This is a genomic window from Flammeovirga sp. SubArs3, from assembly GCF_947387565.1.
Lineage (GTDB): Bacteria > Bacteroidota > Bacteroidia > Cytophagales > Flammeovirgaceae > Flammeovirga > Flammeovirga agarivorans.
Genome location: NZ_CANDOA010000006.1, coordinates 323,876 through 348,422 on the forward strand (window position 1 = coordinate 323,876; position 24,547 = coordinate 348,422).

The following is a 24,547-nucleotide window of genomic DNA, read 5'->3' on the forward strand; positions in this document are numbered from 1 at the left end:
AAAAAGAAATAAAAAACTGTTGCGATAATAAAAACTGTACTTGCAAATGTGAAAGAGACGAGCAAGGTAACTGTGTTTGTACTTGTACTTGTGAGGATGGTACAACATGTACATGTATTTGCAAAGACGGTAAATGTGAGTGTGAAAACTGTACTTGCGAATGCAAGTGTAATGAAGATGGTTCATGTACATGCACTTGTAAATGTAAAGACGGTAGCGAATGTACTTGTACTTGCAAAGATGGAGAATGTGATTGCGACTGTAATTGTAATGAAGAAGATTGTAAAAGTGAAAATTGCTGTACAACATCTTCAACAGCTCTAGATAAAAAGGATATTAACCCTTCAGATATCTCAGGATGTTGTCCTCCTGATTGTTGCTAAGGTATAATGCCATAATCATTTCGTAAATTAAAAAGCGACCATTCTATAAGTAATTATAAAATGGTCGCTTTATTAATTCATATAGATCAATTCACTATTTCCAAATAGAATCGATAAATTCAGGATGATCAACATAAGGATTTCTATTTCCTTGTAATAAGAAAATAGCTTCATTTCTATCAATTTCCTTTTGTGAAACAGGGTCAGCTTCATGCCATTCTAAAAGCATTTGTAAATAACCACTTTCGAAAACTTGTCCTGTAGTGCCATTAAATACATAGTCTGCCTCTGAAGAATTTTGATCCCAAGAACTTATTTCATCCTCATAACGCGTAGCCATGTAGAAATAGATTCTTGCAATATCTCCTTTGTATTCATCGATCGGTTCAAATACTTTTTGTCCGTCTGCATTGTAACCTAAGATAGAACCGTTTACTGTTTCAGTTCCCCCTGAAGTTACTTCACCATAAGGGTTGTTACTTCTTGTGTTATTTACTTTTTTATCAGCAGGGATAACATGAAAGATATCACTTTTCATTGGTTCATCAGAATTGAACCAACTTTGAGGCATAGAGTGCTCTCTGTTATAATATTGTCCTTCCTCAGTACCTCCAGAACCAGAATCTTTGTCCGTAATTTGAGTAAACTCATGCTCGCCAGGTTGGTCACCATCAGGAACACTTGGGTTTGATGGATTAGGAATATCAGTATACATATCCCATACGATCTTACCTTCACCATATTTATCATCTGTGGTCGTATAGGCATCCCAAAGTGCACTATAACCTAAATTGACATAATTTTCTGAAATGATATTATGTAAGGTAGATTTTAAGTTGTAACCTGATAATCCATCAGCTAATGCATAATAACTACTAGGGTCTACCGAGATAATCTCTTCAGCGTTAAACTTAAAGTTATCAATAGAATAACCACCATCATTTACACCATCTTCACCTTCATATAAGAATGCTACAACAACATTTCCATAAGAAGATAAATCAATATTACCACTATTTGTCCATGTACCGTAGAAATCAGTTCCATCACTAGAAAATGGAACATTTAATTCAGTCCAACTAGCATTTGAGGGAGCATCTGTTCCATTAAAATCACTTGAAACCATAACTTTTAATGTAGCCCCATCAACAAATTCTCTTCTTGTATCAAATGATACTATTTTGAATTCTGCGTTTGTAACATCCAGAATAGGGGAGATTAACCAAACCTTTCTCTTTTCTGATTGTTCAAAAACTGTCATATTTGCGTAACCATTGCTTTGGTATTCATTATAGAACCAGCCTTGTGTTCCCTCTTCTACGATATTATTCCAACCTTCGATAGCAATATCATCATATTTTGTTCCCTCGAATGCTTCTTTTATTTGACGAACAGTCTCAGAAGGAGTAGGTTCTTCTTCATCGTTATCATTGTCTTCGTCTTCATCATCCTCGTCATTATTACTTGATAATGTGAAATCTACTAAATCTGCAGAAGGAGTATTGATATAAATTTGAGCATCATCTCTAAATCGAGAAACTAAACCGTATAAAGTACCCGTACCTTCTGGTAGTGTATCACCAGCAAAATCAGAATACCCACTAGTTCTTAAAATAATATCGTTATCAGTAGAACCATCGTTTAAATATCTATTTTGTGTTGACTCATTTTCAGCATCTGCGAAAGTTTTACCCTTATCACTATTCGCTACAGTAATATTTTCAATCATCACTCTTCTACCTACATAGTAGTCTAAGTCTTCTTGAATTTCATTAACTGTTGCAGTATAGGTTACCAATTCTTCTTCAGCACCCGTAAAGAAATAGCGTTTCATAATCGGGCTAGGAATTCTTCCTGCTGCAGGCGACCCTTCATATAAACTAGGTACACCTAATTGGATATTACTTCCATAAGAACCTAAGACTAGCTCGTCGCAAATAACAGCTACTTCTTGACCTAATTTAAATTGAGTGTATAGGGGAGAGCTGTCAATTCTGATCAAAATACCACCCGTTGTATCTTGGATGTAGAGCTCTTTATAAACATTTCCTTCTTCATCTGAAGAGATAACTTGCCCTACAATTGTAGTGTTTTCAGGAATTGCAGTGGTATCATTATCACCATGACCAGCTGTAGTGTGCAAACTCTTTAAATCAGCAATAGTCATTGTTGCTGTATCATCAGGAAGAGCTGCATTCGTAGCCGTTTCGGGGTTGTCATATTCTGTATCTACACAGCTTACTAGAAACAATCCCAAAAGGAAAACAATTAGTCTATTTGTAAAAACCTGTTTCATTTATCAAAGTATTAAATTATAAGCGGTTAAGAGTCTTTATCGTTTTTACGCTTGATATTGAACCCTAATTAGTTCCCCACAAAAGTTGCGAGCTTTTGTGGGGAGGAGTGTTAAGGTCTTATTCAACAACCTTTTCTTTTATAGATACATTGTCGTAAACAACCACTGCACTACCATAAGTTCTAATCTCAAAGTAGATAGAAACTGCATCTGCTGGAGCAGTATACTCAGCAGTGTATGTATTCCAAGAACCATTACCAGCACTATTTTCTAAATAGTCGTTTGGATCCTTGATATCACCAATTGATGAGTTAGCAGCGTTTTTAAAGAATGACCATAATCTACCGTCAGTACCGTCACCAGACTCAACATTGTAGTCGAAGCTTACGATATAAGTTTTACCTGCTTGAATAGAAATAGTCTGAGATATATCTTTAGTACCACCTGCTGTATGTTTAACAGCTGATGACCCTTCGTTTACAACTGTTGATTCCTGAGAAACATTTTCAGCTTTTGTCCAGCTATCAGGTTTATCATCTGTCCAATTTTCGAAACCACCATTTAAGATTAAGTTCTCACCAGGAGCTGGTGCTGGATCGACAGGAGTCTCATCATCTTCTTCCTCAATTTCACCTGCTACAACAGTTTTGATAGTCCAAGATGAGGCATCCGTATTAGAAGAAGCTAAATATTTAAAAGCGATATAATAAGAACCACTTGTTACCACAAATTGCGATAAAGATTCACCGAACTGTGCTCTATCAGTTTCTGTAGATAATACTGTCCAAGAAGCTTGTGATGGATCACCACTTCCTGCATAATCAGAAGAAACCATTACTTGTACTTTTTCAAAACCTTTGAAGTAGTTTAAGTTCTCAGTAACTAATAAACCTGGTTTTGTGAATGATGAGAAATCTACAGTTGATTTAGAAATCATCCATGATTCTACCTCGCCATTATTATAGCCATTGATAGAAGCCTCACCGTTTGCTGCTGCCCAAATTTCTTCGTTTTGCAGCACATTATATGTCATAAAATCGATAGATGTATTTGTTAGGCTGCTACCTAAAATATCATCTCCAGCACCAATTGTACCTGAAGGAGGTAATACTTCTTCTTCTTCAACAGTAGCTCCATCAAATGAAAAGTCTGATGCACTCTTGATACCAGGAACTCCGAAATATGTTAAAATATCACCTTTAACCCATACTTCTTTTCCGGCCATTTCAGGATTATCTTTCAAGTTTAAGCTCGATCTGATAAATGAACCTGATAATAATTGAATTGGCATACCCTTCGTTGCATCCGTTTCATCTGCTGATGCAGCGATAACAATATTAGAGTAAGACGAATTATCAGTTGCTCCTGCTTCAAAGTTACTAGCTAAAGAACTACCATTAACTGAACCAATGATGTATCCTTTAACCCAAACACCTGTTGCATCAACATTTTGTACCGCAGCAGCAATATTATAAGCATCCGTTAAGATACCTGTACCTTCTGCATCTACTGGAGGGGTAGTAGTGAAACGCTCATTTGTGAAATCAATATCATCTGGAGCATTTAATGTTAACTGAGGAGTACCATTGAAAATGGTAAGAATAGCTTGAATTGTACCGTTTTTCTCTGGTAAAGTTTCACCAGCAAAATCAGAATATTTAGAAGTACGAACTACAATTGTATTACCATTTGCATCTACTAAAGTTCTGTTGTAAGCACTGAATTCATCGTCAGCATATTTTTTACCTAATTCAGAATCTGCAAACTGAACATTACTTAAGCTTACCCAAGTATTTGATAAATCTTCGATGTTATCAGGTAATGCTGACAGATCTAAAGCTACTGCACTAGGAACATTACCTTCAACACCAGCAAATAAGTGGTTATTGATCTCGCTTTCCTCAATGTTACCAAATTTCTCTTCGTAGATTCCACCCATTTGAATAGAACCTCCATAGTTACCCATATACAAGCCTTTTGCTTTGATAAATACTGTTTGTCCTAAAGCGTAATCAGTATATAAGCTTGTTTTATTTAACTTGATTTGGATACCGTAACCGTTATCTTGAATTGTAATGTATTTGTATACATTACCTGTTGAATCTGATGAAATCACTGTTCCTTTGAAAACAACATCTGCTGTCATTTCCATCAAATCAGAACCATCATACATATCTAATACTTCTTGAATTGAATGCGTTGTTTCAAGATCACCAGCATCAGGAACTTCCTCAAAACGATCACTTTCAAAAACCACATCATCAGATGTATTTAAAGTCAGTTGAAGCGTACCATTATATACCGTTAAAATTGCACTGATTGTACCACTTTGTTCTGGTAATTCCTCATTTGCAAAATCTGCATATTGAGATGTACGAACGATAATTGTATTTCCTTCTGCAGTTGTTAATGTTCTGTTATAAGCACTAAACTCATCTTCAGCATATGTATTTCCCATTTCAGAGTTATCAAACTGAACATTTGCAACAGATACCCAAGTATTGTATAATTTTTCAATATCCTCAGGTAGATTATCGATGTCCAATACTGTAGCTGTTGGTACAGTTCCTTGCTCACCAGCAACGATATAGTCATCTATTACATCTTCTTCGATGTTACCAAGGCTACCTTCGTAAACACCACCAATTTGTAAAGTACCACCATAGTTACCTAAGTATAATCCTTTACCTTTAACAAATACAGTTTGTCCTAAAGCATAATCAGCATATAAGCCTGATTTATTCAATTTCACTTGAATACCGTATCCGTTTTCTCCTTGTAAAGTAATGTACTTGTATACATTACCCGCAGAGTCTGACGAAATGACTGTTCCTTTAAAAACGACATCATCAATAATTTCCATCATGTCAGACTCATCGTATAAATCGATAACTTCTTCAATAGAATGAGAAATTTCAATGTCGACAGTGCCTGTTTCATCTTCGGGTTGGCCTGGGCCGTCTAGTTCTTTTTCATCTTTAGCACATCCAATGAATAAAGATGCTACTAAAAAGCTTACCAATAAGCTTCGAAAGAGTTGTAGTATATTGTTCTTTTTCATCATTACAGATTTAGTGAACAGAAAAAATTAGAATTGATTTATTTTTATTAGAAACTTAGGCTCAGATTAACAAAAGCTCTGATGCCTTGTGCGTAGAAATATTTGTTAGCGAACTTATTAGGATTACCATCTACAAAATCGAATCTGTATTGTTGGAATCCAGTAGTTTGTATATCACTATTGTTGAGAATATTATTGACATTAAGGTTTACTCTGAATAAGTAATCTTTAATCTTCCAACTTTTTCCCGCGGAAACATCTACTGTAAAAGTATTATTCATTTTCTCTTGGTGTAAGATTGCGTAGTACTCATCAGAACCATATTCAATACCTGGTTCGTTGATGGCTCTATCTGTATATCTAGCAGGGTTTAATGTAACAAAACGGTCACCTAAATAATTGACTTGAACACCAATAAACCAATATTTTTTAGACCAATATTCTAAACCAAGTGAACCTGCTTCTTCAGGAGATCCTCCTACATGTCTACCATTATAAAAGACTGTCTCATTATCACTTAATTTCTCAGAACTGTTGTCTACAGTAGTTGTAGCATACGGATTCGCATTATAAGTATATGTTGCTTTTGTATAGGCTCCTTTAAGTCTTAAAGCTTCTGTGATATTGTATTGTAAACCAACCTCAACACCTACATTTTCTTGACCAACACCCGTTAATACATAGTTGACAAAGTTTTGATATGCATCATCATAATATGAAATTACATCTGTTAAGTCAGCAATTTGCGTATAGAAAGCAGATGCTCTAAACTTTAAGCGTTGACCTCTGTAGTAATAGTTTAAATCATATGAAGTTACTTTTGAAGACACTAGATCTTCAACTGTTTCATTTCTAGTTCTTAATGATGTGAAACTATCTTGGAAATAAGGAGCTTTAGTAAAGAAAGCAGCATTGGCCGTAATAACATTTCTACCGTTGATAAAATATTCACCACCTGCTTTTACACCATAGTCTAAGAAACTTAATACATCGGATTTACCATAAGAATCTTCTGGGAATAATCCTTTTAATCGGTTACCAAAACGGTACATCGAAGTATTTGTAACGTTACCTCCCAAGTATACCGAACCTTTAGCGAATGATTTTTTTACTTGACCCCACCAATTTGCAGTTTGGATATTGGCATCATAATCATGACCAATTCTATCACCTTCTCCTTTTACAATATTGTCATCATTGAGGTCATTAACTGCAGCCACTGGATCGATAAAATCTCTATCAGCAAAATTATCAATATCCACCCAATAGTCACCACCAAGAAGATCGCCAATAGTATTGTAGTTATTACTTTGGTACAGTTGATATTGTAAACCTGTGTGTACTTTCCAAGTAGGGTTAATGTCCCAAGTAAGCGTAGGGTTGATGTCTAACTTATGAGAATCTAAGTGACGTTCTTCGATAATATAATGAGATCTATTTCCTGAAACCGTTTCACTGTCAGGATCTAACCAGTCTGTTGGAACAGTTTGGAAGTTACTACGGTTCATATCGTACATAAACTTCCAATCTACTTGACCAAACTCATCTGATTTCCAAAGCTCAGTAAGCATATCACCAGCAACATCATTGCCTTGATCATATTGATAAGAAGGTAAATTACGGTAATAATCAGGTCTAGGGTCAGGAGCATCATACCAGTTCATTGCCGTTTTCTTTCCTTTACCTAAAGTATATCCAACACTAGTATTTAATCTTAATTTATCATTGATTTTCCAATCATCCTTTAGGATAAACGATGGTGAGATCGTTGTTTTTTCTCTTGAATTTCTTTTCTCACCTTCCTGATAACCCCAATAAGGGTTGTAAAAGTTAGTTCCTTTTAAATCATAAACTTCCTGAACTGTTGCTCCTTGTTGACCTCTAGTAGAAGGCGCAACAAAAGAAGTAAATACAAGTTTGTGTTTTTTGCTGAATTGCTTTTCAACCGCAAAGAAACCCGCCCAAGCATCATAAGTAGTTCCTTCTACATAACCTTCTTGTGCCCATCTTCTTGAACCTGAAACTGTAAATGCCCAACCATTATCTAACAATCCTGTTGAATAAGTTAGCATTACTCTATTTTGATAACTTGAATTACTGAATGAATAACTACCCTTAAAACCTGGTCGTAGCTGTGCTGGATCAGTAAGGATATTAGTTGATCCACCGATATTAGAAAAAGAGAAATCAACAGGTGACATATTGTATGTTGTTTCTTTATTTCTAGTCACATCATTTAAACCTCCCCATAAAGACCAAGAAGCATAACCTCTTTCAGGATTGGCCATATTCACACCATCAATAAATACATTTAAGTAATTAGATTGATAACCTCTTTGTCTAAACCAATAAGGTCCCCATGCATATCCAGCAATAGAGCTATAGGCATCTCCTGATGAGAAAAGTAAACCTGGAGTTGATTGAGTATCACCATCACCAGCATCTAAGTCTGTTAATGAAAGTGCAATTGTACTTGCTTCATCTAACTCAGGAATCATCTTAATAATCATTCCGTTGGATAGGGGAAGGTCTACCGGATTAAAGTCATCCAATGAAATATGAACCATTGCATTTTCAGGTAATCCCACACTCGGTACTTTAAACACACCGTCCTCATTTGTAAGGTATGTATTCCCGTTTACTATAACTTGTACAGCAATCATTGGAGCTTCAGTTCCTGTGATAATAACTTTACCTTGGATGTCAGCTTCCTGCCCAAATACTGAGAGATGTATAAGGGTAATTAAAATTGTAAATAATCTTTTCATTATAAAAACGAAATTGAAAAGGTTGCTATTATTTAGTTGTATCTACTTTCTTTAAAAGATATATAACAACAGGAAAGTGATCTGAGTAACCTCCAGCATAATTTCCTCCTGCATATGTTCTATAAGGATATCCTTTGTATTTGCCTGATGAGTTCTTTAATTCATCATAATTACAGATGCTAGCTTTGTAAAAAAATAAGCCATCTTTATCCTCTTTTAATTCTTTTGTGATGATAATTTGATCAAAAAGATTCCATCGATCTCTATAGGCTAGAGAACCTAATCCGTTCTTATACATCTTGTAATAAGGGTTGTATAAAAAGTTCTTTTCATTAAGTTTTTTAGCGTCTCCAATTGCTCCTAACGATTTGTATACGCTTTTATTTGTAGGATCATCATTCAAGTCACCCATGGTTATACAATTCATGTTAGGATGAACAGTTCTTAAAGAATCGATAATTTGTCGATTAAGTTTCCCTGCTTCTTCTCTGTATCTAGATTCTGCTCTTCTTGAAGGCCAGTGGTTTACAATAACAGCTAAATTTTCTCCACCTAATTGACCTTCGACGATAAGTTGGTTTCTTGATTTGAATTCCCAGTTATCACCAGCATACGTTTCTTTTATTCTTAAATCTCTTGCTGAAACTTTTGTAACATGAAAAATATCCTTTCTATAGATTAAGGCAACATCAACACCTCTTTTATCTGGGCCTTCAATTTGTGCAACACCATAATTATATTTCAATAGGGCAGGTTGATTCACCAAATCCTCAACTACACCTTTAGTTTCTATTTCTGAAACGCCAACAATAGTAGGAACATCTTTTGAAATATCTGAACCAAGTTTGGCAATGATCTTAGACATACGTTCCTGCTTTTCTAAGTAACGCTTACCAGTCCATTTGTTTTTACCATTAGGAAGAAATTCGTAGTCGTTTTTGTCTTCTGTATGAAGAGTATCAAATAAGTTCTCGAGGTTATAAAAACCAACTGTATACACTTTATACTCTGCTTCTTGAGCTTTTGAGGTTAAAGAGTAACATAGAATGAAGAAAAAGTAAAGTAGTTTTTTCATAAAAATCAGTAATTAGTTTGAGAATACACTCAAAACAGGTCGATGATCACTTACTTTTGGATCATAGTAACCAGAACACTCATCTAGTGTCAATGTATAAGCATCAACAAACCCATCAAAAAATTCATCAGTCATTAATATGTGATCAATATGGCTTGGCCAACCAGGGTATGACCAATTCAAAGGATCATCAGATCTTGCTAACGCTTCATCAGAAAACTGATAATTTGTACGATCATCAATAAAGACTTTATAGTCTGAGGTATTTGAAGGAATGATAGTATGATTGAAATCTCCTAAAACGATCACCTTTTCGTTGGCATAATTGGAATCCAAATAATCTTTTAACCTTTTTGCCCCTTCTGATCTTCGATAATTATTTGTTTCTCCACTACAACATTTCATATGTAGGTTGATCACTGTAAATTCCTGACCAGAGGTCTTATCTTTAAAAGTCACTAATAAAGGTTTCCTAGGAAAAAAATAGCTTTCAAAATCACCTGATGCTAGAATCTCTTTTGATAAAACTTCTAGATGATCTGCTCTATAAACGAAGGCCAAATGGTAATCGTCATTAACGCCAAAAGCAATATCTTCATCAACAATTACATCATATCGTTCATCTAACTGTTTTATCTGATCCAGCTTTCCTGTTTGTTCAATTTCCTGTAATCCCCAAACATCATAACCACTTTCAGTAATCGTGGCATTAACGAATTCAGTAGTTTCTGTATGCTTTGGAAAATGTTCAATATTCCATGTTAACACCTCAAGAGTGTTCTCGTTTTCTGAATAAGAAAGACAAGGAACTAAAGCATTATCTGTTTCTGGAAGTGAAACACTAGGATTGTCAACATCGGAAGAACACCCAATAGTAGACACACAAGCTATTATAGCAAGAAGATGATATGTTGTTAATTTAATGATAAAATAGAAAAGATTGAAAGTTTATAAATTGAAAGAGTACGGGTGCAAATGAACAAACTAGATTTCAGAAATTCTAACAAATTTTCTTTTCTTCATTTTTCGATAACAATGTACAACCCAAATATAATTTTATAACACAATATACATTTATTGTTATATTTATCTATTGTCCATATTCTTGAAAGAATAATCTATGATATAGAGAAAAACTATACATTTTTTTCGTTGTGTTAAAAACGTCAATGAATGTTAATATTAACTGAATATTAATTCACTAATCAAATTTATCATAAAAAAAGCATACAACTTATCTTATATGCTTGATTTAATGAATGTTAAGATGATGCGAATATCTTTATTTTCGATATAAAAAATTGGAAGTAATATTTTTAAACAATAAAAAAGGCCAACCCAATTTGAGTTGACCTACATTTTATATTTACTCTTCTTTTTGAAGCATTGCAAATGGTGTCTGATAAAGTAGCCTTAAATCTCTTCTTAAACTATACTTATTCGCATAATTTACATCTAACTCTATTCTTTTTTCTGTTGTCATAAAAGGATCCGAAGCTTTTTTCACTTGCCATAATCCAGTAATTCCTGCGGAGTTTGAAAAACGGCCAACTGCAAAATCTTGCGTTAACTGTTCTGCTTCATATACTGGTAAAGGTCTGTTCCCTACCAAAGACATATGTCCTAAGAAGACATTAAACAATTGTGGCAATTCATCGATACTTGTTCTTCTGATAATTGCTCCAACTTTAGTTACCCTTGGGTCATTTTCTAATTTAAAGAAAGTAGCACCTTGCTTTTCGATCTTTAAATGGTTTTCTCCAATTTTGTAACCATTGTCACCAATTAAATCGCTTCCTTTCGGAATTTCATTCTTATTTACTTCTTCTTTTGTTTCTCCATAAGCATTCTGATCTTTAAGTTTCTCAACTAAATGATCAGCATTTACTAACATGGATCTAAACTTGAAAAAAGGAATTTCAGAATAATTTTTTCCGATTCTTTTAGATGTGTAGAAAATGGGTCCAGGAGATTCTAAACGGATAGCAATCGCAGTCAATAAGAAAATTGGGCTAAGTAAAATAAGCAGAGTGGAGGAAGCAACAATATCGAAACCTCTTTTGGCTGCAAAATAAAATTGCTTCTTGGTTGGTAAGGATACCTTATTGATCTTTAATAATTTACCTTTATTGTTTTGATTTTGATCAGGGTACTTATCAACTAGTAAATTCTTTACTTTTAAGGTTAATTCTTTTGGTAAAAATGGTTTAACAATAAAATCATTGACACCTTGTTCTAAGGTTTCAATTTTGGTCGTAGAGCAATCTTCACTACTTAAAGTAATGATTGGTAGATTTTGGAATTCTTTTTCAGACTTCAAAAATTTGATAAGAGATATTCCATGTTCATCCTTTAGGTTTAAATCCATGATTAGAAGATGAACTTTTTGATGAGAGAGATGCTCTTTTGCCGCATCTATAGTAGAGCACTTATGAATAATATAGTCCTCAGTAAGTAGATTACTGACAAAATCTAGCATAAATTGATCATCATCTAAAATAACTATGTTTTTCGACATGATTGAAGTATGGGATGATTTTGATTAATATTTTATAACCTTTAAACATACATCACATAATAATCGTTCATTATGCGAGTGCTTTTTTATAAGCTTTTAGTGTATTTTTTATAGATGCATCTTCTGTATATCTTTTTACCCACTCAAAACCTTGATTACCAAGTGCTTCTAATTTACTGGGACGTAATAAATAAAATGATATTTTTTCTACTAATTCATCTACATTATATTCAACTAAATCGCCTCCTTTGCCTACAATTTCATGAAGGGCTCCTCCTTTAGTACTAATTACTGGTGTTTTGGTAGACATGGCCTCTAGGGGAGTATATCCAAACCCTTCGTATAAAGAAGTAAACACAAAAAGGTCTGCTTTGTTATAAAATTCATTCAATTTATTATCAGGGATATAACCAACAAATTCCACATTACGCAATTGAAACTCCTCTGCCATTTTGGGATATGGTGTATATTCTGGAAATGCCCCTGCAATCTTCAGCTTAGCATAAGGGAATTTTTTCTCAATAATTTTCATTGCTTTGAGAAGCATCCCTACATTTTTTCTTTGCCCCAAACCACCTGTATAAATAATATTGAATGTATCTTTTCTTTCTATTTGAGCAATATTTTCAATAGGGAAAAATTGATTGAAATTGATGAAATTTTTACTAACATAAATAAGGTCTTCTGGGTAATCCGCATATTTCATGCAATCTAATTTTGCAGTATCAGAAACAACTAGAATAGGTGTATTCTTTTTCTTCAGTTGTTGAATGACCCATTTATAGTAACCTGTAAACCATTTACTTGCTTCAGTGACATGAAGTAACGATACATCATGCATAGTAACAACGGATGGATTTTTTAATAATGAGCAAGCATAACCGGAAATAAACCAGTGTCCATGTATTAAGTTAGTTGAAGGTGTATTCTTTATTCTTCGATGAATAAAATAGGGTAAGATATAAGGATGTAATGATCGAAAAGATTTGTAATGTATTTTATTAATCCAACTATACCTATGGTATTTTCGGTCTGTATGATCTCTTTTATATACCTTATATAATTCTGTATCAAAAGATAACTTTCTTAAGCCTTCGCCTAATTGATAGCTATATCGGCCAATCCCTGAATTAAAGTGCTGACAGGAAACAAGGGTTATTTTAGTGTCTGGGTTGATTAAATTTTGCTTCATATTCTTTGGTTTTTCTAATTCTCATTTCTTTGATTTTAGCTTCATGTTCAAGTTTTAGGTTATGTTCTTCTAATTCCATTTCTTGAAAATGATCATGTATATGGTCTATTACCCGCATCAATAGTGCAATAAAAATCCATAACATAATACTGAAAGGTAAAATACCATTAACATCCTGTGCCTGTTCAACGATTATAAATGAACAGAGGACTGCAAATAATACTAATAGTAAGACCTTAAGTTTTGTGTCTTTAATTTTCCAAATTTTTGTATGCCGGAGCGAATACCATATAAAGGTGAAATAAATACCCATATATATAATATAACCTATCCACCCTGTTTCTACCATAACTCTAATGTGGCCTGAATCAGGTGCAAAGTTTGCCAGCATAGTTCCCGGCGAGAAACGTACGCCCCAAACACCTGTACTACCCAAGCCTCCACCCATGGGGTGTTTCATAATCCAGGGATACATGGCGTTTCTGTTTTCCTCCCGTTCTTTGTAAGAAGTATCTTCAGAACCAGCAAAAGTAGATTGAATTCTCTGTATATGGTAATTATTAGAAGGGGTAATGATCAATATAATAAAGAAGAAAGCGAAGATTCCTCCAGCAATATAAATTTTAAAGTTACCCCAAAGACCTACAATAATTGCAGTAATTACGACCACTAATGCGATACCTGTCCTTGTTCCTGACCAAACTAAAGCTGGCAATGAAATGATCGTCCCAAATGCGATCACTATTATAGAAGGCCATTTATACAAGTATGCTACAACAGCTCCTGCTACAATAATAATTGCCATCAACATACCAAAATGGGCCGGAGAAGCTAGTGTGCCAAATATTCTCCAACGTCCAGATATATATACTAGGTGTTTTGCATCGTTAGCATATACCCAGTCCATTTCAAAAGGGAAGTAGCCATTAATATTTTGAATCACCCCCCAAACAGAACTAATATAACTACATAATAAAAGGAAAAAGAAGAGGTGTTTAATGTCTTCAATACTTCTAAAGTAATAGTAAGCTATAAAGTATAAAATGGGATAGAGTACATAAGGTCTCATCACAAAAAACCATGCGACTCTAGAACCGGCAATAGGATTGACCACCTGAAATACGTTCCAACCAATCCAAAGGGCAATAGGAATCATCATGGGAACGATGAAAGTACTCTTATAATCCTTCATCTCACTGCATTTATACAAATGTCCGAGAATGGTAAAAAGAATAGCAAAATCTACCCCTAAACCAATAGGGACAGGTAAATTCATCTTTAAAGGAATACCAATAAAAATACTAAGGAAGATATACAGGTATATTGAAAACTTGATATAAAAGAATAATGATAGTAGAAGTGGTACCGTAATACTCATCACAGCGATGCCTATCCCTAAACCCCAATGGTGTTTAATGGCTAAATATGCAACGCCTGCAGCTAATAAAGAGGCTATTACAATCGTTGCAACCGTGTTTATTGAGTTATTATTTGGGACCGGTGATATCATTCTTTGTTTCGTTCAGTATGAATAAAATTACCTTTTGCTTTTCCAGAAAATATACTTAGCAATGAATATAAATTACTCATTATTATATGAGGTAAACGAATTATAAGATTGGAAAATGAATGAGAAAGACCATTCCCTAAAATAAAAACAATACCACCAATTAATAGTACTAAAAAGCTAATTGTTAATAGGTAATACGTTCTAAAAAATAACAGTTCTAATAGTGATAATAAGGGAGTGATAAGCATTAAAATACTTCTAGGAGGTCTAAAAATACTAATGAGATAATCTAAAGCTTCAATGTCTAACTTAAGGAAAATCTGTTTTAGTAATCTAGGAAGAAATTGGAATGCTGTCATATATTGTTCAGCAAACCATCGACTTCTTTGTTGTTTTAATACTTCAATGTCTGCCGTCTTTTCTTCATATAATATAGCTTCTCTAGCATAGATACCTTTCGGTTTCTTATCTCCTAAAATCCACTCTAGAAATAAGTTTTTATCCATACCTGGATTATTTAACGATAAATGGTCTATTCCATTAATAAAGAAGTCCATTGAGATGATAAAGCCACTTCCTGTAAGCTCAGGATTCCAACCCAAAGCACATTTATAATTACGTAATGAAACATCGTTTAACCGTTCTGATATTTCATCATAATGCCCCACTGATTCTCCAAGGTTTAATGCTGATCTTCTTCCTTGAATATATTCATAACCTACATTTCTGAATTTTAGCAATTCACTAAAAAAATGTTCACCTACACAATTATCTTTATCCAATAAAACGAGATAAGTAGGCGAAAACTCTTTGATCATTTCATCTTTTTTTAGCCATTCATTAAAGTACTTTAGAGCTTGTATATAAGTATTTCCTTTTTCTGATGAGAAGGATTGATTGAGCATTGTAATCTCATAATTATTGGCCTCCTTAATGATATCTTCAGATGTCTCTTGGAAAAGAACTACTATTTTAAATTTAACTAATGGAGCATAAGTGTTAATCGCTTCTAAGCTTTTGATAAGAACATGATCGGCTTTATATGCTGGAATGAATATAAGCCATCGGTCATCATTGGGTGTATTGTAAGAATCGTCGACTTTTTTCTTATAGAAAGTCCCCACTATCAATGTAAAAGAGAGATAAGAACAATAGAAAATGAGATAGATTCCGAAAATAATATATAGTATTAATAAAATACTCATAGGGTTAATGTTATAATGTTGTTGATGTTAAAATTCCTCCAATAACATTGGCATGCTGTTCTAACATATAGGTTTGATTCTTGATGTCGTCTCTTTCAAATCTTCTATGTAACTCATATACATAAAAGATATCAGAAGATAAATTTAACCACTCCATCCAAATAGTAGCTTTATGGGTAGGAGGTGGAATAATGATTACATAATCGAAGACAGTACGCAAATGGGATAAGGTATAAAACCACTCTTGTGGTAGTTTAAAATCATAAGGAGAACAACTTTGTTCCGATAGATTTAGAATACAATTTTCTCTACTTGCCTCAAAAGTATCTATACTTACAATAGGGACCTTTACCTCTTTCTCTGATAAAGGCGAAAACCAATCATTATAAATAATGATTGATTTCAAAGAAGATTTCGCTAACATTTGCTGAATTTCTATAGCCGTATCAAAAGTGATCGAATTGGTTCTTGCCCCCATAAAAGAAATAATATTCTTATTGGATTTGGGAAGGTCTACAATTAATCTCCTTATATACTTCTTACTATCAGCATTTTGATCTGCTACATTTCTTCGTTTGATATTATCCCGTTTAGTCTGAATATACTTATAGAATTTAGGTGTAAATCTCGAGGTGAATTCCCGTATTGGAATGATATATAGACTGGTAATAATTGGGATTTTTGCATGTTTTTCTATTTGAGCCGGAAGGTGATGATTCGGATCAAATATGATTAGTAAAGCAACAGTAACTAATAGTAAAATAGTTGCACCCACAAAAGCACCTACTATGATTAACCCTTTCTTGGAACTAATCGCTTTAATAGGGAAGCTCGCCTTTTCAATAATAAAGAAGTTGTGCCCAGCGTCTCTTTCTAATAATTCTGCAAAATATTTTTTCTCAAGAAGTATCAAATAGTGTTGGTTATCCGTTTCAATCTGATGTTCAAGTTTAGTGATATCAGAAATGATATCGATAAACTTTCTAGATGTAGAATTAAGCTTACCCATTTCCGTTTGAAGGGATTTTAGCTGTGCATCTAATTTTACGTATTCAATTTGTTTCTTTAAGTAGTCACTCACCATTGCCTGCTTGGCTAAACTCGGATCATAAGTAGTGTTTGTCACCGAATTGCTTAATTTCTTATTGATTTTAGTTTCAAGTAGGTTGATTTTCTCATTGATTTTATAAGGGTAATCACTAGGTAATTTCTCAAGATTGTATGCATTATATTCTTTGTCTCTTTGAAGTTTTCTTAGAGAATCTTTTAGCATCATGATCTCGGTATTCAACTCTTGTGAGTTTCCTTGAAAACCAAAATCACTTTTATTTTGTAATGTTCTTTCTAAGTAATCAATTGTGTTTTCAACAGAACGCATGTCTTTTTTCACTAAAGAAATCTCTTTCTTTATTTCAGCAGAACGCTCAATAATAAATTTTTTAGTCGCCTTAATATCAATGACATTATTTCTTCTCTTGTATCGCTTAAGGGAATCCATCAATTCTACTAAATCTTGTTTAGCATTGATACAAGATTTATTGATACTTTCAGATTTTTCATGGTATCGACTTTGAAGCTCAAAACGGTATTCTCGAATCCAAGCATCTGTTAAGGCATCTACTATAAATTTTGCGTTGTAAGGGCTCTTATCCTCAACACTTACTTCAATGTATTTACTACTACCAATTCTATTAATTTTTATCCTTTTGTTCAGGTCTTCTACACTAAGACCATTAAAAACTAAGATGTTATTAATAATTACATCAACAGGTCGTTGTAAATCAAATTCAATAAAGTTGTCTAATAAAAACTGTGCTCTTTTTATGATTTCCTTCTCCGAATATAAATCTGTCTTAATTTTAATATCATATAAGTTATCGGTTTGTAGACTCTCAATGAGAATCATTAATTGAACATGTTGTATTACTCTTTTGATCCTTGCTATTTCTAAAAGGTCTGTAAACATCAAACCAATTTCGAAAAGCTGTAAGGACTTAGAAGTTACAGATAGGCTACCGTCAGTATTTAGTTCAAATTGAAGTTTTGCTTTTGATTGATAGGTTTTGAAGTCTGAAAGTTGAGTATACAAAACGACACACAAAACTATAGGTATACCTAACCAGAGGTATATCTTCTTTACAATACTTTTTAAAATGTAAATTAGGTTTTGCATTGATAATCTTTCTTACTCGCTAATCAGTAATTCCATCTCGTGTTGAGCCAACGCAGCTCCAACTTCAGCTTCTACTTTAGCAACTTGGGTTTCGTGTAATCTTTGTTCTAATCTTATATATTCATCAATTTTTGCTTCGCCTCTCAGCAATTTATCCTTTACTAACTGTAGAAGTTCTTTCTGACTTATTTCTTGCTCTGTAAGGATTTTAAGCTGTTCAGTAGCCCTTAAATAATTGGTATAGATTTGAATGTATTCTCTTTGAACAAGCTTGATTTGATTTTTGTACAACATCTCATTTTTAACGACTTCTAACTGAGATTTTCTCACTCGGTTATTTAGTGAAGTAATAGTAAATAGATCAATAGATAAACCCACTCCGATATCACTAAATGCACTGATTTGAGCAATACTTGCGGAATTTGTATACCTAAATGTGTTCACTTGAAAACTAAAAGAAGACAACCAACTTTTTCTTTCGGCTGCTAATTGCTCTTTCGAGATCTGAACTTCTATATCCTTAGCTTTTATTAAGTAATTATTTTCTAGGCCAATTGCTGATAATGAATCAATCTGGCTTTCTACATATAGTGGTGAATTTTGTGCTTGCGCGTAAAAATTTGATAAATAAAGTAATACTAATGTGAATGAAATTGTTTTTAGATTCATACGAAACAATAGTTTATCTTAAGATAGATAATCTTTTGAAGAGTCTTACGCCTAAAGTTTCATTTAGATAAATATTTATATAAGAATATTCTAATAGTACAAAATGGACTATTCTAAGACGTACAATGCCGTTTGTGATCATTTCAATTATCTATTGGACTATTCTAAAAGACACTATTATTTTAAAAAATCTATGGTTAATTTCAATATAAACCTAATGATAAGATGAATATTAAGTGGCTATCTTGCGTAGAAAAAGGATGCGGAATAGGAGAGTATTCCGATCAAATGGTCGTTGAACTACTACATCAAAACCAGACGTCTACCTTGTACCGTAAAGGTACTCCAAGTACGTATGCTATTGATTACCCTCATCGATCCCTGAGAGGATTAAAAGATTATATCGCACCTTATTATTTATATAAACAACTAAAAAAAATTGATAGTGAGGACACCATATTACATGCAGATAATATTGACGCTTTTACTGCGATACATTGGTCTCAGAAGAAAACCAAGATAAAATGTGTAACTATACACGATGTTATCCCATTAATTTATCCTCAGAAAAATCAATGGCAACGGAGATATTATAATTATCAGTTAAAAAATAGCATCCTGCATAGTGACCAAATATTTACCGTTTCTCATTATTCCAAAAATGATCTAATAGCTAAAACAGGTGTAAATGAGAAAAAAGTAAAAGTGATTTACAACGGAATTAATCACGATCAATTAAAACCGGTAAAGAATAAAAAAGAAAATGAACGGTTCACCATAAGGTATATTGGAGGCTTAGGTGCTGTACATAAAAATGCAACAGCTCTAATAGAAGTTGCTAAAATTTTAGAAGAGAAAAATATTGACTTTCTCATGCAAATTGGAAGTGGAAATGCGGCTTTAACACCATTACCTTCATTAGTGGAAAAATATAACTTAAAGAATATTGAGTTTGTTGGCTATGTGAAGGATGAGGACAAAGCTAGCTTCTTAGGACAGGCCGATTGTTTTCTATTTACTTCTTTATACGAAGGGTTCGGATTTCCACCTTTAGAAGCTATGGCTTGTGGTACACCTGTTGTTTCTTCAAATGCAGCATCACTTAATGAAGTATTACATGATGCCGCCTTGCTTACTTCTGCCTCACCAGTAGATTTAGCCAATAATATAATCAGACTAATAGAATCGAAAGATTTACAAAAAGAATTAGTCGAAAAAGGAATAGAAAGAGCATCTCATTTTACTTGGGAAAATTCAGTCAAAACACTTAGAGAGAACTACGATTCTATATTATGAAAATAAATACACCTAAAGACAGATTTTCTTTATCCATCGATCCATCTTGGAGGGTATTAGAAATAGGAGGAGGGCATAATCCTCACCCAAGAGCTAACGTTGTTGTTGATAAATATGATAACACAAATAATGGGCATAGAGCAGGAGATATTGTTGTTCGTAAAGGACAAGAGTTTATTTTAGCAGATGGTGAAAATCTACCATTTGAAGATGACGAGTTCGATTATGTCATTTGCTGTCATGTCATCGAACATGTTGAGAATCCCACTCAATTTGTAAAGGAAATGACGAGAGTTGGAAAAAGAGGCTACCTAGAAATGCCATCTTTAATGGGAGAATACCTAGTGCCAAAAGGATCACATGAATGGGTATTTATGGATATTGATGATACTGTTGTCGGTCTAAAAAAGAATTCTGTTGGGCCAATTGGAGAAGATTTAGATTTTGGAGATTTCTTCCTTTACTATCTCCAAAGAGAGTCGATTGCTTTTAAATTATTAATTGAGACTTACCCAAATATCTTAACTGTTAGATACGAATGGGAAGATTCTCTTGCTATAGAAATGAATCCAACCGATGAAAAGGTAAGAGATTATTTCCATGGTGCTTGGACCAAAGAACAAATTCTTAATCAGTTCCCAAAAAGGACATTAAAACAAGAACTATCTGTTTTCTTTAATGCATTTATGCATCTCACCAGAGCCATGTTCTCGAAAATAATTACAGGACAACGATTAAGAAAGTTAGACAATAGTATAGGGTTGAACACTCAAAAAGTGAAATCATGAAAATCAGTGTCATTGTTCCTACACATAATAGGGAAGAATTGGTCTTATATTTAGCGAAATCACTTGCTGAACAAAATTACCCTAAAGAGGATTATGAGGTTTTCATTGTCTGTGATGGCTGTATTGATAATACTGTAGCTTTATTAGATGAAAATTACGGTCAACTTAATAATTGGACCATTTTATCAATCAATCAATCTGGTCCGGCAAAAGCTAGAAATACAGGTGCTCAATTAGCCAATGGTAAAATATTAGCATTCACTGATGATGATTGTATTGCAGACCCCAATTGGTTAAAAGCTATTTCAGAAGCTTTTGATAGTGATAAAAACCTGATAGGTATCGAAGGGTTAACATTTACGGATAATAAAAATGTAACACCTCTCACACATCAAATTGAGAATTTAAATGGCAATCCAGCACTACCTACTTGTAATGCAGCTTATTTAAAAAGTACGTTTGAAGAGTTACAAGGCTTTGATGAATCTTTCCCTTATGCTCATAATGAAGATGCCGATTTTGCATGGCGACTGAAAGAAAAAGGAAAGGTGATCTTTTTAGACAGCATGAAAATTTATCATCCTCCACGAATGGAAAGTCTATCAAAACTAAAAGGGAGAATGAAAATATTAGAGAGTGAATTTCCACTTTATTATAAAAACCCATTTCTGTATAAAAAGTATAGAAATACCAACCCTTGGAGAACTATTTATATTGAAGTGTTTCTCTATCACCAATTGATGTTTCTAAAACATGTTTTAGGTTTTTTCAGACGACCAAAAACCCTAAGTAAAGGACTCTCTTTAGTAGTTTCTTGGTGGGTAAATTTAATCGTACTATTTCCTTCATTCTTAAGAATGGATCAAAAATATAAAAAGCAGTTTTCTTCATGAGCAATAAAACACCCATAGTGATGCAAGGCCTCACCCGTTTTGACGAGAAATACGGAGCAACTTCCTTATTTTTAGCAAAAGAATGGGCTAAGGATCGTATGGTATTTTATATTGATCATCCTTTTACCTACAAAGATAAATTATCCAGTCATCTAAAGCACTCGTTAAAAGTTAGGTCATCAATTCTTGAAGGTAGGAACTTGTTTTTGCAACCTTATACTGACTTACCTCAGTTTATCAACATAACTCCTAACATTGTATACCCAATTAATTTTCTTTCTGATGGTTCTCTTTATAAATTCTTAAAGCAGAAGAATCTAAAACAGATTGAAAAAAGTGTAATGAAGGTATTGAAATACTTTGGGGTGACTGATTTTTATTATATCAATTCATTCAATCCCGTATATAATATCATTTCAAAAACCTTTGAACCTAAAAAAACTATCTATCACTGTGTAGATCTTATTTCAGGAGAAAGATATATAGCAAAACATGGTATTAAGGCAGAGATTAAAGCTGTAGCAAAAGCAGATCAGGTGATTACTACTTCAGATCAATTAAAAGATCGATTAAGCAAATTAAATTCGAAAACTGAAGTTGTTCATAATGGTGCTGATTTCTCTCATTTTCAATTAGATGAATATCCTTATCCAGAAGAATATTCGAAATTGGGAGATCGTTTAAAAGTAGTCTATGTGGGGAATCTAGGTCTAAGGATTAATTATCAATTGATTAAAAGTATTGCATTAAAACATACTGAGATCGATTTTATATTTATCGGCCCTATTAATGAAAGAGAGTTTGAAGGAGAAGATTTAGTACCGATCACTAATATTCATTTTCTAGGAGCAAGACCCTCCTCAGCTGTTCCTAACTTTATTTACCATGCAGATATATGTATGATTCCATTTGTCATCAATGATTTAACATCATGTATCTATCCACTTAAAATTAATGAATATTTCAGTATCGGTAAACCAGTTATTAGTACAGAATTCACCAATCTAAGTTCTTTTCAAGACTTACTGTATACTTTTTCAGATGTCAAATCTTTTGAAAGAGCAATCCATAAAATCAAACAAGAGAATATCGAAAAAGGAAGTCGAAGAAAAGAATTCGCAGAGAATAATGATTGGTCGAATAAAGCGAGAACATTTCTAGAAATCATAGAAAATGATTAGTGCATTAAAAAATATTGTTACCCAAAACGACAGCTTAAAACAGTTTATTCATTCGTTAATTGTCAGCAATTATCGTCCTCGTTTATGGGTGCGGTTATTCTGGAACCCTTTTGTTCATACTATTGCATTTTCGTCGAGTATACGATGGTCTGTAAGAAGGGATTTGTTTCCTTTCAATGCTTTTAAAGTTGGACATAATACCATCATTGAAAGTAGGGTAACTTTAAATAATGCTGTTGGAGATCTTGAAGTAGGGAACAATTGTGTTATTGGAATAGGCAATACTATTATTGGTCCAGTAGAGATTGGAAATGATGTGATCCTTGCTCAGAATATTGTTATCTCAGCGTTAAATCACAATTATGAAAACCCCGAGCAACCTATTGTGGACCAAGGAGTCAATACCAAAAAAATACAAATAAAAAGTGAAGCTTGGATCGGAGCAAATGTTGTCATTGTACCTGGCGTAACTATTGGTAAACATTCGGTTATCGGAGCAGGGTCTGTCGTTACAAAATCAGTCCCTGATTATCATATAGCTGTTGGCAACCCTGCCAAATTAGTAAAACGTTTCAATTTCGGAACACAAAAGTGGGAAAAAATTCATGAGTAAATTGGTATCAATAATCACAGTAAATTATAAGAATAATGCAGTTACTCTAGATTTATTACATTCTATAATTGGACTAAATCGGAACGATCTTGAGGTAATTGTTGTTGAGCTTGGAAGCCAAAATTGTGATCCATCCATCTATCAAGCGATCATAAGTGATATTGTAGTTATACATAATAAAGAAAATCTAGGATTTTCAGCGGGAAACAATTTAGGTATTACTAAAGCTTCAGGAGAATTTTTGTATCTTGTTAATAACGATACGATACTACTTAGAAATAGTATAGACCCATTAATCAAAATATTAAATGACGATCCAACGATTGGAATCGTCAGTCCTAAAATAAAATACTATGATGAACCTAATACAATACAGTACGCAGGATATACCCTAGTGGATACCCTGACTGGAAGAAATAAAACTATTGGAGAATATGCAAAAGATAACCCTGAATACAACCACTCATATGAAGTAGGCTTTATTCATGGTGCGGCCATGATGACTAAAAAAGAGTACATCTCAAAAGTCGGATTGATGCCACTTGACTACTTTCTATATTATGAAGAATTGGCTTGGTCAGATTGCTTTCATAAACAAGGATTAAAAACTTATTATGAAGGTAATGCTGAAATTCTACACAAAGAATCCATGAGTGTTGGAAAGAACAGTCCTTTGAAAGAATATTTTATTTTCAGAAATCGATTGTTGTTTATGAAGCATTATACTTCCTCAACACAGTTCCCCATCTTCTTTATATTTATTTCAATTTTCTCACTACCGAAACGTTATTTCTCATTGTTATTTCAATCCAATACCAAAAACTTAAGGAAAGCTTTATTAACGGGATACACAGATGCGATATCATATTTAATCAATACCAAAAACCATATTCCCGATAAAGGATTGAAATTTCTATAATATTTAA

At 33.4% G+C, this 24,547-nt stretch carries 18 protein-coding genes; 7 read left to right on the forward strand and 11 right to left on the reverse strand.

What is annotated here, in order from left to right; genetic code table 11:
- The first annotated feature begins 48 nt into the window (after window positions 1-48).
- Window positions 49-324, forward strand: a complete 276-nt coding sequence (locus tag QL232_RS18375; RefSeq protein WP_281615274.1) for a hypothetical protein — start codon at window positions 49-51, stop codon at window positions 322-324.
- A 153-nt stretch (window positions 325-477) separates the two neighbouring features.
- Here QL232_RS18375 and QL232_RS18380 read toward each other — a convergent pair whose 3' ends face one another.
- The 11 genes from QL232_RS18380 to QL232_RS18430 all read right to left on the reverse strand — a co-directional run bounded on the left by QL232_RS18380 (window position 478) and on the right by QL232_RS18430 (window position 18,850).
- On the reverse strand, window positions 478-2,679 hold the full coding sequence (locus QL232_RS18380; RefSeq protein WP_281615275.1) for an endonuclease: 2,202 nt from the start codon (window positions 2,677-2,679) through the stop codon (window positions 478-480).
- Between the two features lie 118 nt (window positions 2,680-2,797).
- Window positions 2,798-5,740, reverse strand: coding sequence for a DUF5689 domain-containing protein (locus QL232_RS18385; protein WP_281615276.1), 2,943 nt, complete (start codon window positions 5,738-5,740; stop codon window positions 2,798-2,800).
- Between the two features lie 47 nt (window positions 5,741-5,787).
- The gene (locus tag QL232_RS18390; RefSeq protein ID WP_281615277.1) at window positions 5,788-8,508 is read right to left on the reverse strand and encodes a TonB-dependent receptor; all 2,721 of its coding nucleotides are present in this window, start codon (window positions 8,506-8,508) and stop codon (window positions 5,788-5,790) included.
- Window positions 8,509-8,536: 28 nt separating this feature from the next.
- Entirely contained in the window at window positions 8,537-9,583 is a 1,047-nt protein-coding gene (locus tag QL232_RS18395; RefSeq protein WP_281615278.1) for an endonuclease/exonuclease/phosphatase family protein, read from the reverse strand.
- Window positions 9,584-9,595: 12 nt separating this feature from the next.
- On the reverse strand, window positions 9,596-10,465 hold the full coding sequence (locus tag QL232_RS18400; RefSeq protein ID WP_281615279.1) for an endonuclease/exonuclease/phosphatase family protein: 870 nt from the start codon (window positions 10,463-10,465) through the stop codon (window positions 9,596-9,598).
- Between the two features lie 484 nt (window positions 10,466-10,949).
- Window positions 10,950-12,101, reverse strand: a complete 1,152-nt coding sequence (locus QL232_RS18405) for a sugar transferase (protein WP_281615280.1) — start codon at window positions 12,099-12,101, stop codon at window positions 10,950-10,952.
- Between the two features lie 70 nt (window positions 12,102-12,171).
- The gene (locus tag QL232_RS18410) at window positions 12,172-13,293 is read right to left on the reverse strand and encodes a glycosyltransferase family 1 protein (RefSeq protein ID WP_281615281.1); all 1,122 of its coding nucleotides are present in this window, start codon (window positions 13,291-13,293) and stop codon (window positions 12,172-12,174) included.
- Complete coding sequence (locus tag QL232_RS18415; protein WP_168885291.1) at window positions 13,262-14,803, reverse strand: O-antigen ligase family protein; 1,542 nt, start codon at window positions 14,801-14,803, stop codon at window positions 13,262-13,264. Before QL232_RS18415 ends, QL232_RS18410 begins: the two co-directional genes overlap by 32 nt.
- Window positions 14,800-16,008, reverse strand: a complete 1,209-nt coding sequence (locus QL232_RS18420) for a glycosyltransferase (protein WP_281615282.1) — start codon at window positions 16,006-16,008, stop codon at window positions 14,800-14,802. The genes QL232_RS18415 and QL232_RS18420 overlap by 4 nt, the downstream gene beginning before the upstream one ends.
- Window positions 16,009-16,018: 10 nt before the next feature.
- Window positions 16,019-18,181: a hypothetical protein gene (locus tag QL232_RS18425; protein WP_281615283.1), complete on the reverse strand. Its 2,163-nt coding sequence runs from the start codon at window positions 18,179-18,181 to the stop codon at window positions 16,019-16,021.
- Window positions 18,182-18,193: 12 nt separating this feature from the next.
- Entirely contained in the window at window positions 18,194-18,850 is a 657-nt protein-coding gene (locus QL232_RS18430; RefSeq protein ID WP_168885294.1) for a TolC family protein, read from the reverse strand.
- 225 nt (window positions 18,851-19,075) lie between these two features.
- On the opposite strand from QL232_RS18430, the gene QL232_RS18435 reads away from it, so the two are divergent.
- The 6 genes from QL232_RS18435 to QL232_RS18460 are packed head-to-tail and all read left to right on the forward strand — an operon-like array spanning window position 19,076 to window position 24,540.
- A complete protein-coding gene (locus QL232_RS18435) occupies window positions 19,076-20,146 on the forward strand; it encodes a glycosyltransferase family 1 protein (protein WP_281615284.1) in 1,071 nt (356 codons plus the stop codon).
- Complete coding sequence (locus QL232_RS18440) at window positions 20,143-20,934, forward strand: class I SAM-dependent methyltransferase (RefSeq protein ID WP_281615285.1); 792 nt, start codon at window positions 20,143-20,145, stop codon at window positions 20,932-20,934. The genes QL232_RS18435 and QL232_RS18440 overlap by 4 nt, the downstream gene beginning before the upstream one ends.
- Window positions 20,931-21,827, forward strand: a complete 897-nt coding sequence (locus QL232_RS18445) for a glycosyltransferase family A protein (protein ID WP_281615286.1) — start codon at window positions 20,931-20,933, stop codon at window positions 21,825-21,827. Before QL232_RS18440 ends, QL232_RS18445 begins: the two co-directional genes overlap by 4 nt.
- The gene (locus QL232_RS18450) at window positions 21,824-23,008 is read left to right on the forward strand and encodes a glycosyltransferase (protein ID WP_281615287.1); all 1,185 of its coding nucleotides are present in this window, start codon (window positions 21,824-21,826) and stop codon (window positions 23,006-23,008) included. Before QL232_RS18445 ends, QL232_RS18450 begins: the two co-directional genes overlap by 4 nt.
- Entirely contained in the window at window positions 23,001-23,621 is a 621-nt protein-coding gene (locus QL232_RS18455) for an acyltransferase (RefSeq protein WP_281615288.1), read from the forward strand. The genes QL232_RS18450 and QL232_RS18455 overlap by 8 nt, the downstream gene beginning before the upstream one ends.
- Window positions 23,614-24,540, forward strand: coding sequence for a glycosyltransferase family 2 protein (locus QL232_RS18460; RefSeq protein ID WP_281615289.1), 927 nt, complete (start codon window positions 23,614-23,616; stop codon window positions 24,538-24,540). The genes QL232_RS18455 and QL232_RS18460 overlap by 8 nt, the downstream gene beginning before the upstream one ends.
- Window positions 24,541-24,547: the final 7 nt, after the last annotated feature.

Bases quoted from the DNA above. Each gene is read 5' to 3' on its own strand.
- QL232_RS18380 (WP_281615275.1), bottom strand. From the start codon at position 2,679: ATGAAACAGGTTTTTACAAATAGACTAATTGTTTTCCTTTTGGGATTG.
- QL232_RS18385 (WP_281615276.1), bottom strand. From the start codon at position 5,740: ATGAAAAAGAACAATATACTACAACTCTTTCGAAGCTTATTGGTAAGC.
- QL232_RS18390 (WP_281615277.1), bottom strand. From the start codon at position 8,508: ATGAAAAGATTATTTACAATTTTAATTACCCTTATACATCTCTCAGTA.
- QL232_RS18395 (WP_281615278.1), bottom strand. From the start codon at position 9,583: ATGAAAAAACTACTTTACTTTTTCTTCATTCTATGTTACTCTTTAACC.
- QL232_RS18405 (WP_281615280.1), bottom strand. From the start codon at position 12,101: ATGTCGAAAAACATAGTTATTTTAGATGATGATCAATTTATGCTAGAT.
- QL232_RS18410 (WP_281615281.1), bottom strand. From the start codon at position 13,293: ATGAAGCAAAATTTAATCAACCCAGACACTAAAATAACCCTTGTTTCC.
- QL232_RS18415 (WP_168885291.1), bottom strand. From the start codon at position 14,803: ATGATATCACCGGTCCCAAATAATAACTCAATAAACACGGTTGCAACG.
- QL232_RS18420 (WP_281615282.1), bottom strand. From the start codon at position 16,008: ATGAGTATTTTATTAATACTATATATTATTTTCGGAATCTATCTCATT.
- QL232_RS18425 (WP_281615283.1), bottom strand. From the start codon at position 18,181: ATGCAAAACCTAATTTACATTTTAAAAAGTATTGTAAAGAAGATATAC.
- QL232_RS18430 (WP_168885294.1), bottom strand. From the start codon at position 18,850: ATGAATCTAAAAACAATTTCATTCACATTAGTATTACTTTATTTATCA.
- QL232_RS18435 (WP_281615284.1), top strand. From the start codon at position 19,076: ATGAATATTAAGTGGCTATCTTGCGTAGAAAAAGGATGCGGAATAGGA.
- QL232_RS18440 (WP_281615285.1), top strand. From the start codon at position 20,143: ATGAAAATAAATACACCTAAAGACAGATTTTCTTTATCCATCGATCCA.
- QL232_RS18445 (WP_281615286.1), top strand. From the start codon at position 20,931: ATGAAAATCAGTGTCATTGTTCCTACACATAATAGGGAAGAATTGGTC.
- QL232_RS18450 (WP_281615287.1), top strand. From the start codon at position 21,824: ATGAGCAATAAAACACCCATAGTGATGCAAGGCCTCACCCGTTTTGAC.
- QL232_RS18455 (WP_281615288.1), top strand. From the start codon at position 23,001: ATGATTAGTGCATTAAAAAATATTGTTACCCAAAACGACAGCTTAAAA.
- QL232_RS18460 (WP_281615289.1), top strand. From the start codon at position 23,614: ATGAGTAAATTGGTATCAATAATCACAGTAAATTATAAGAATAATGCA.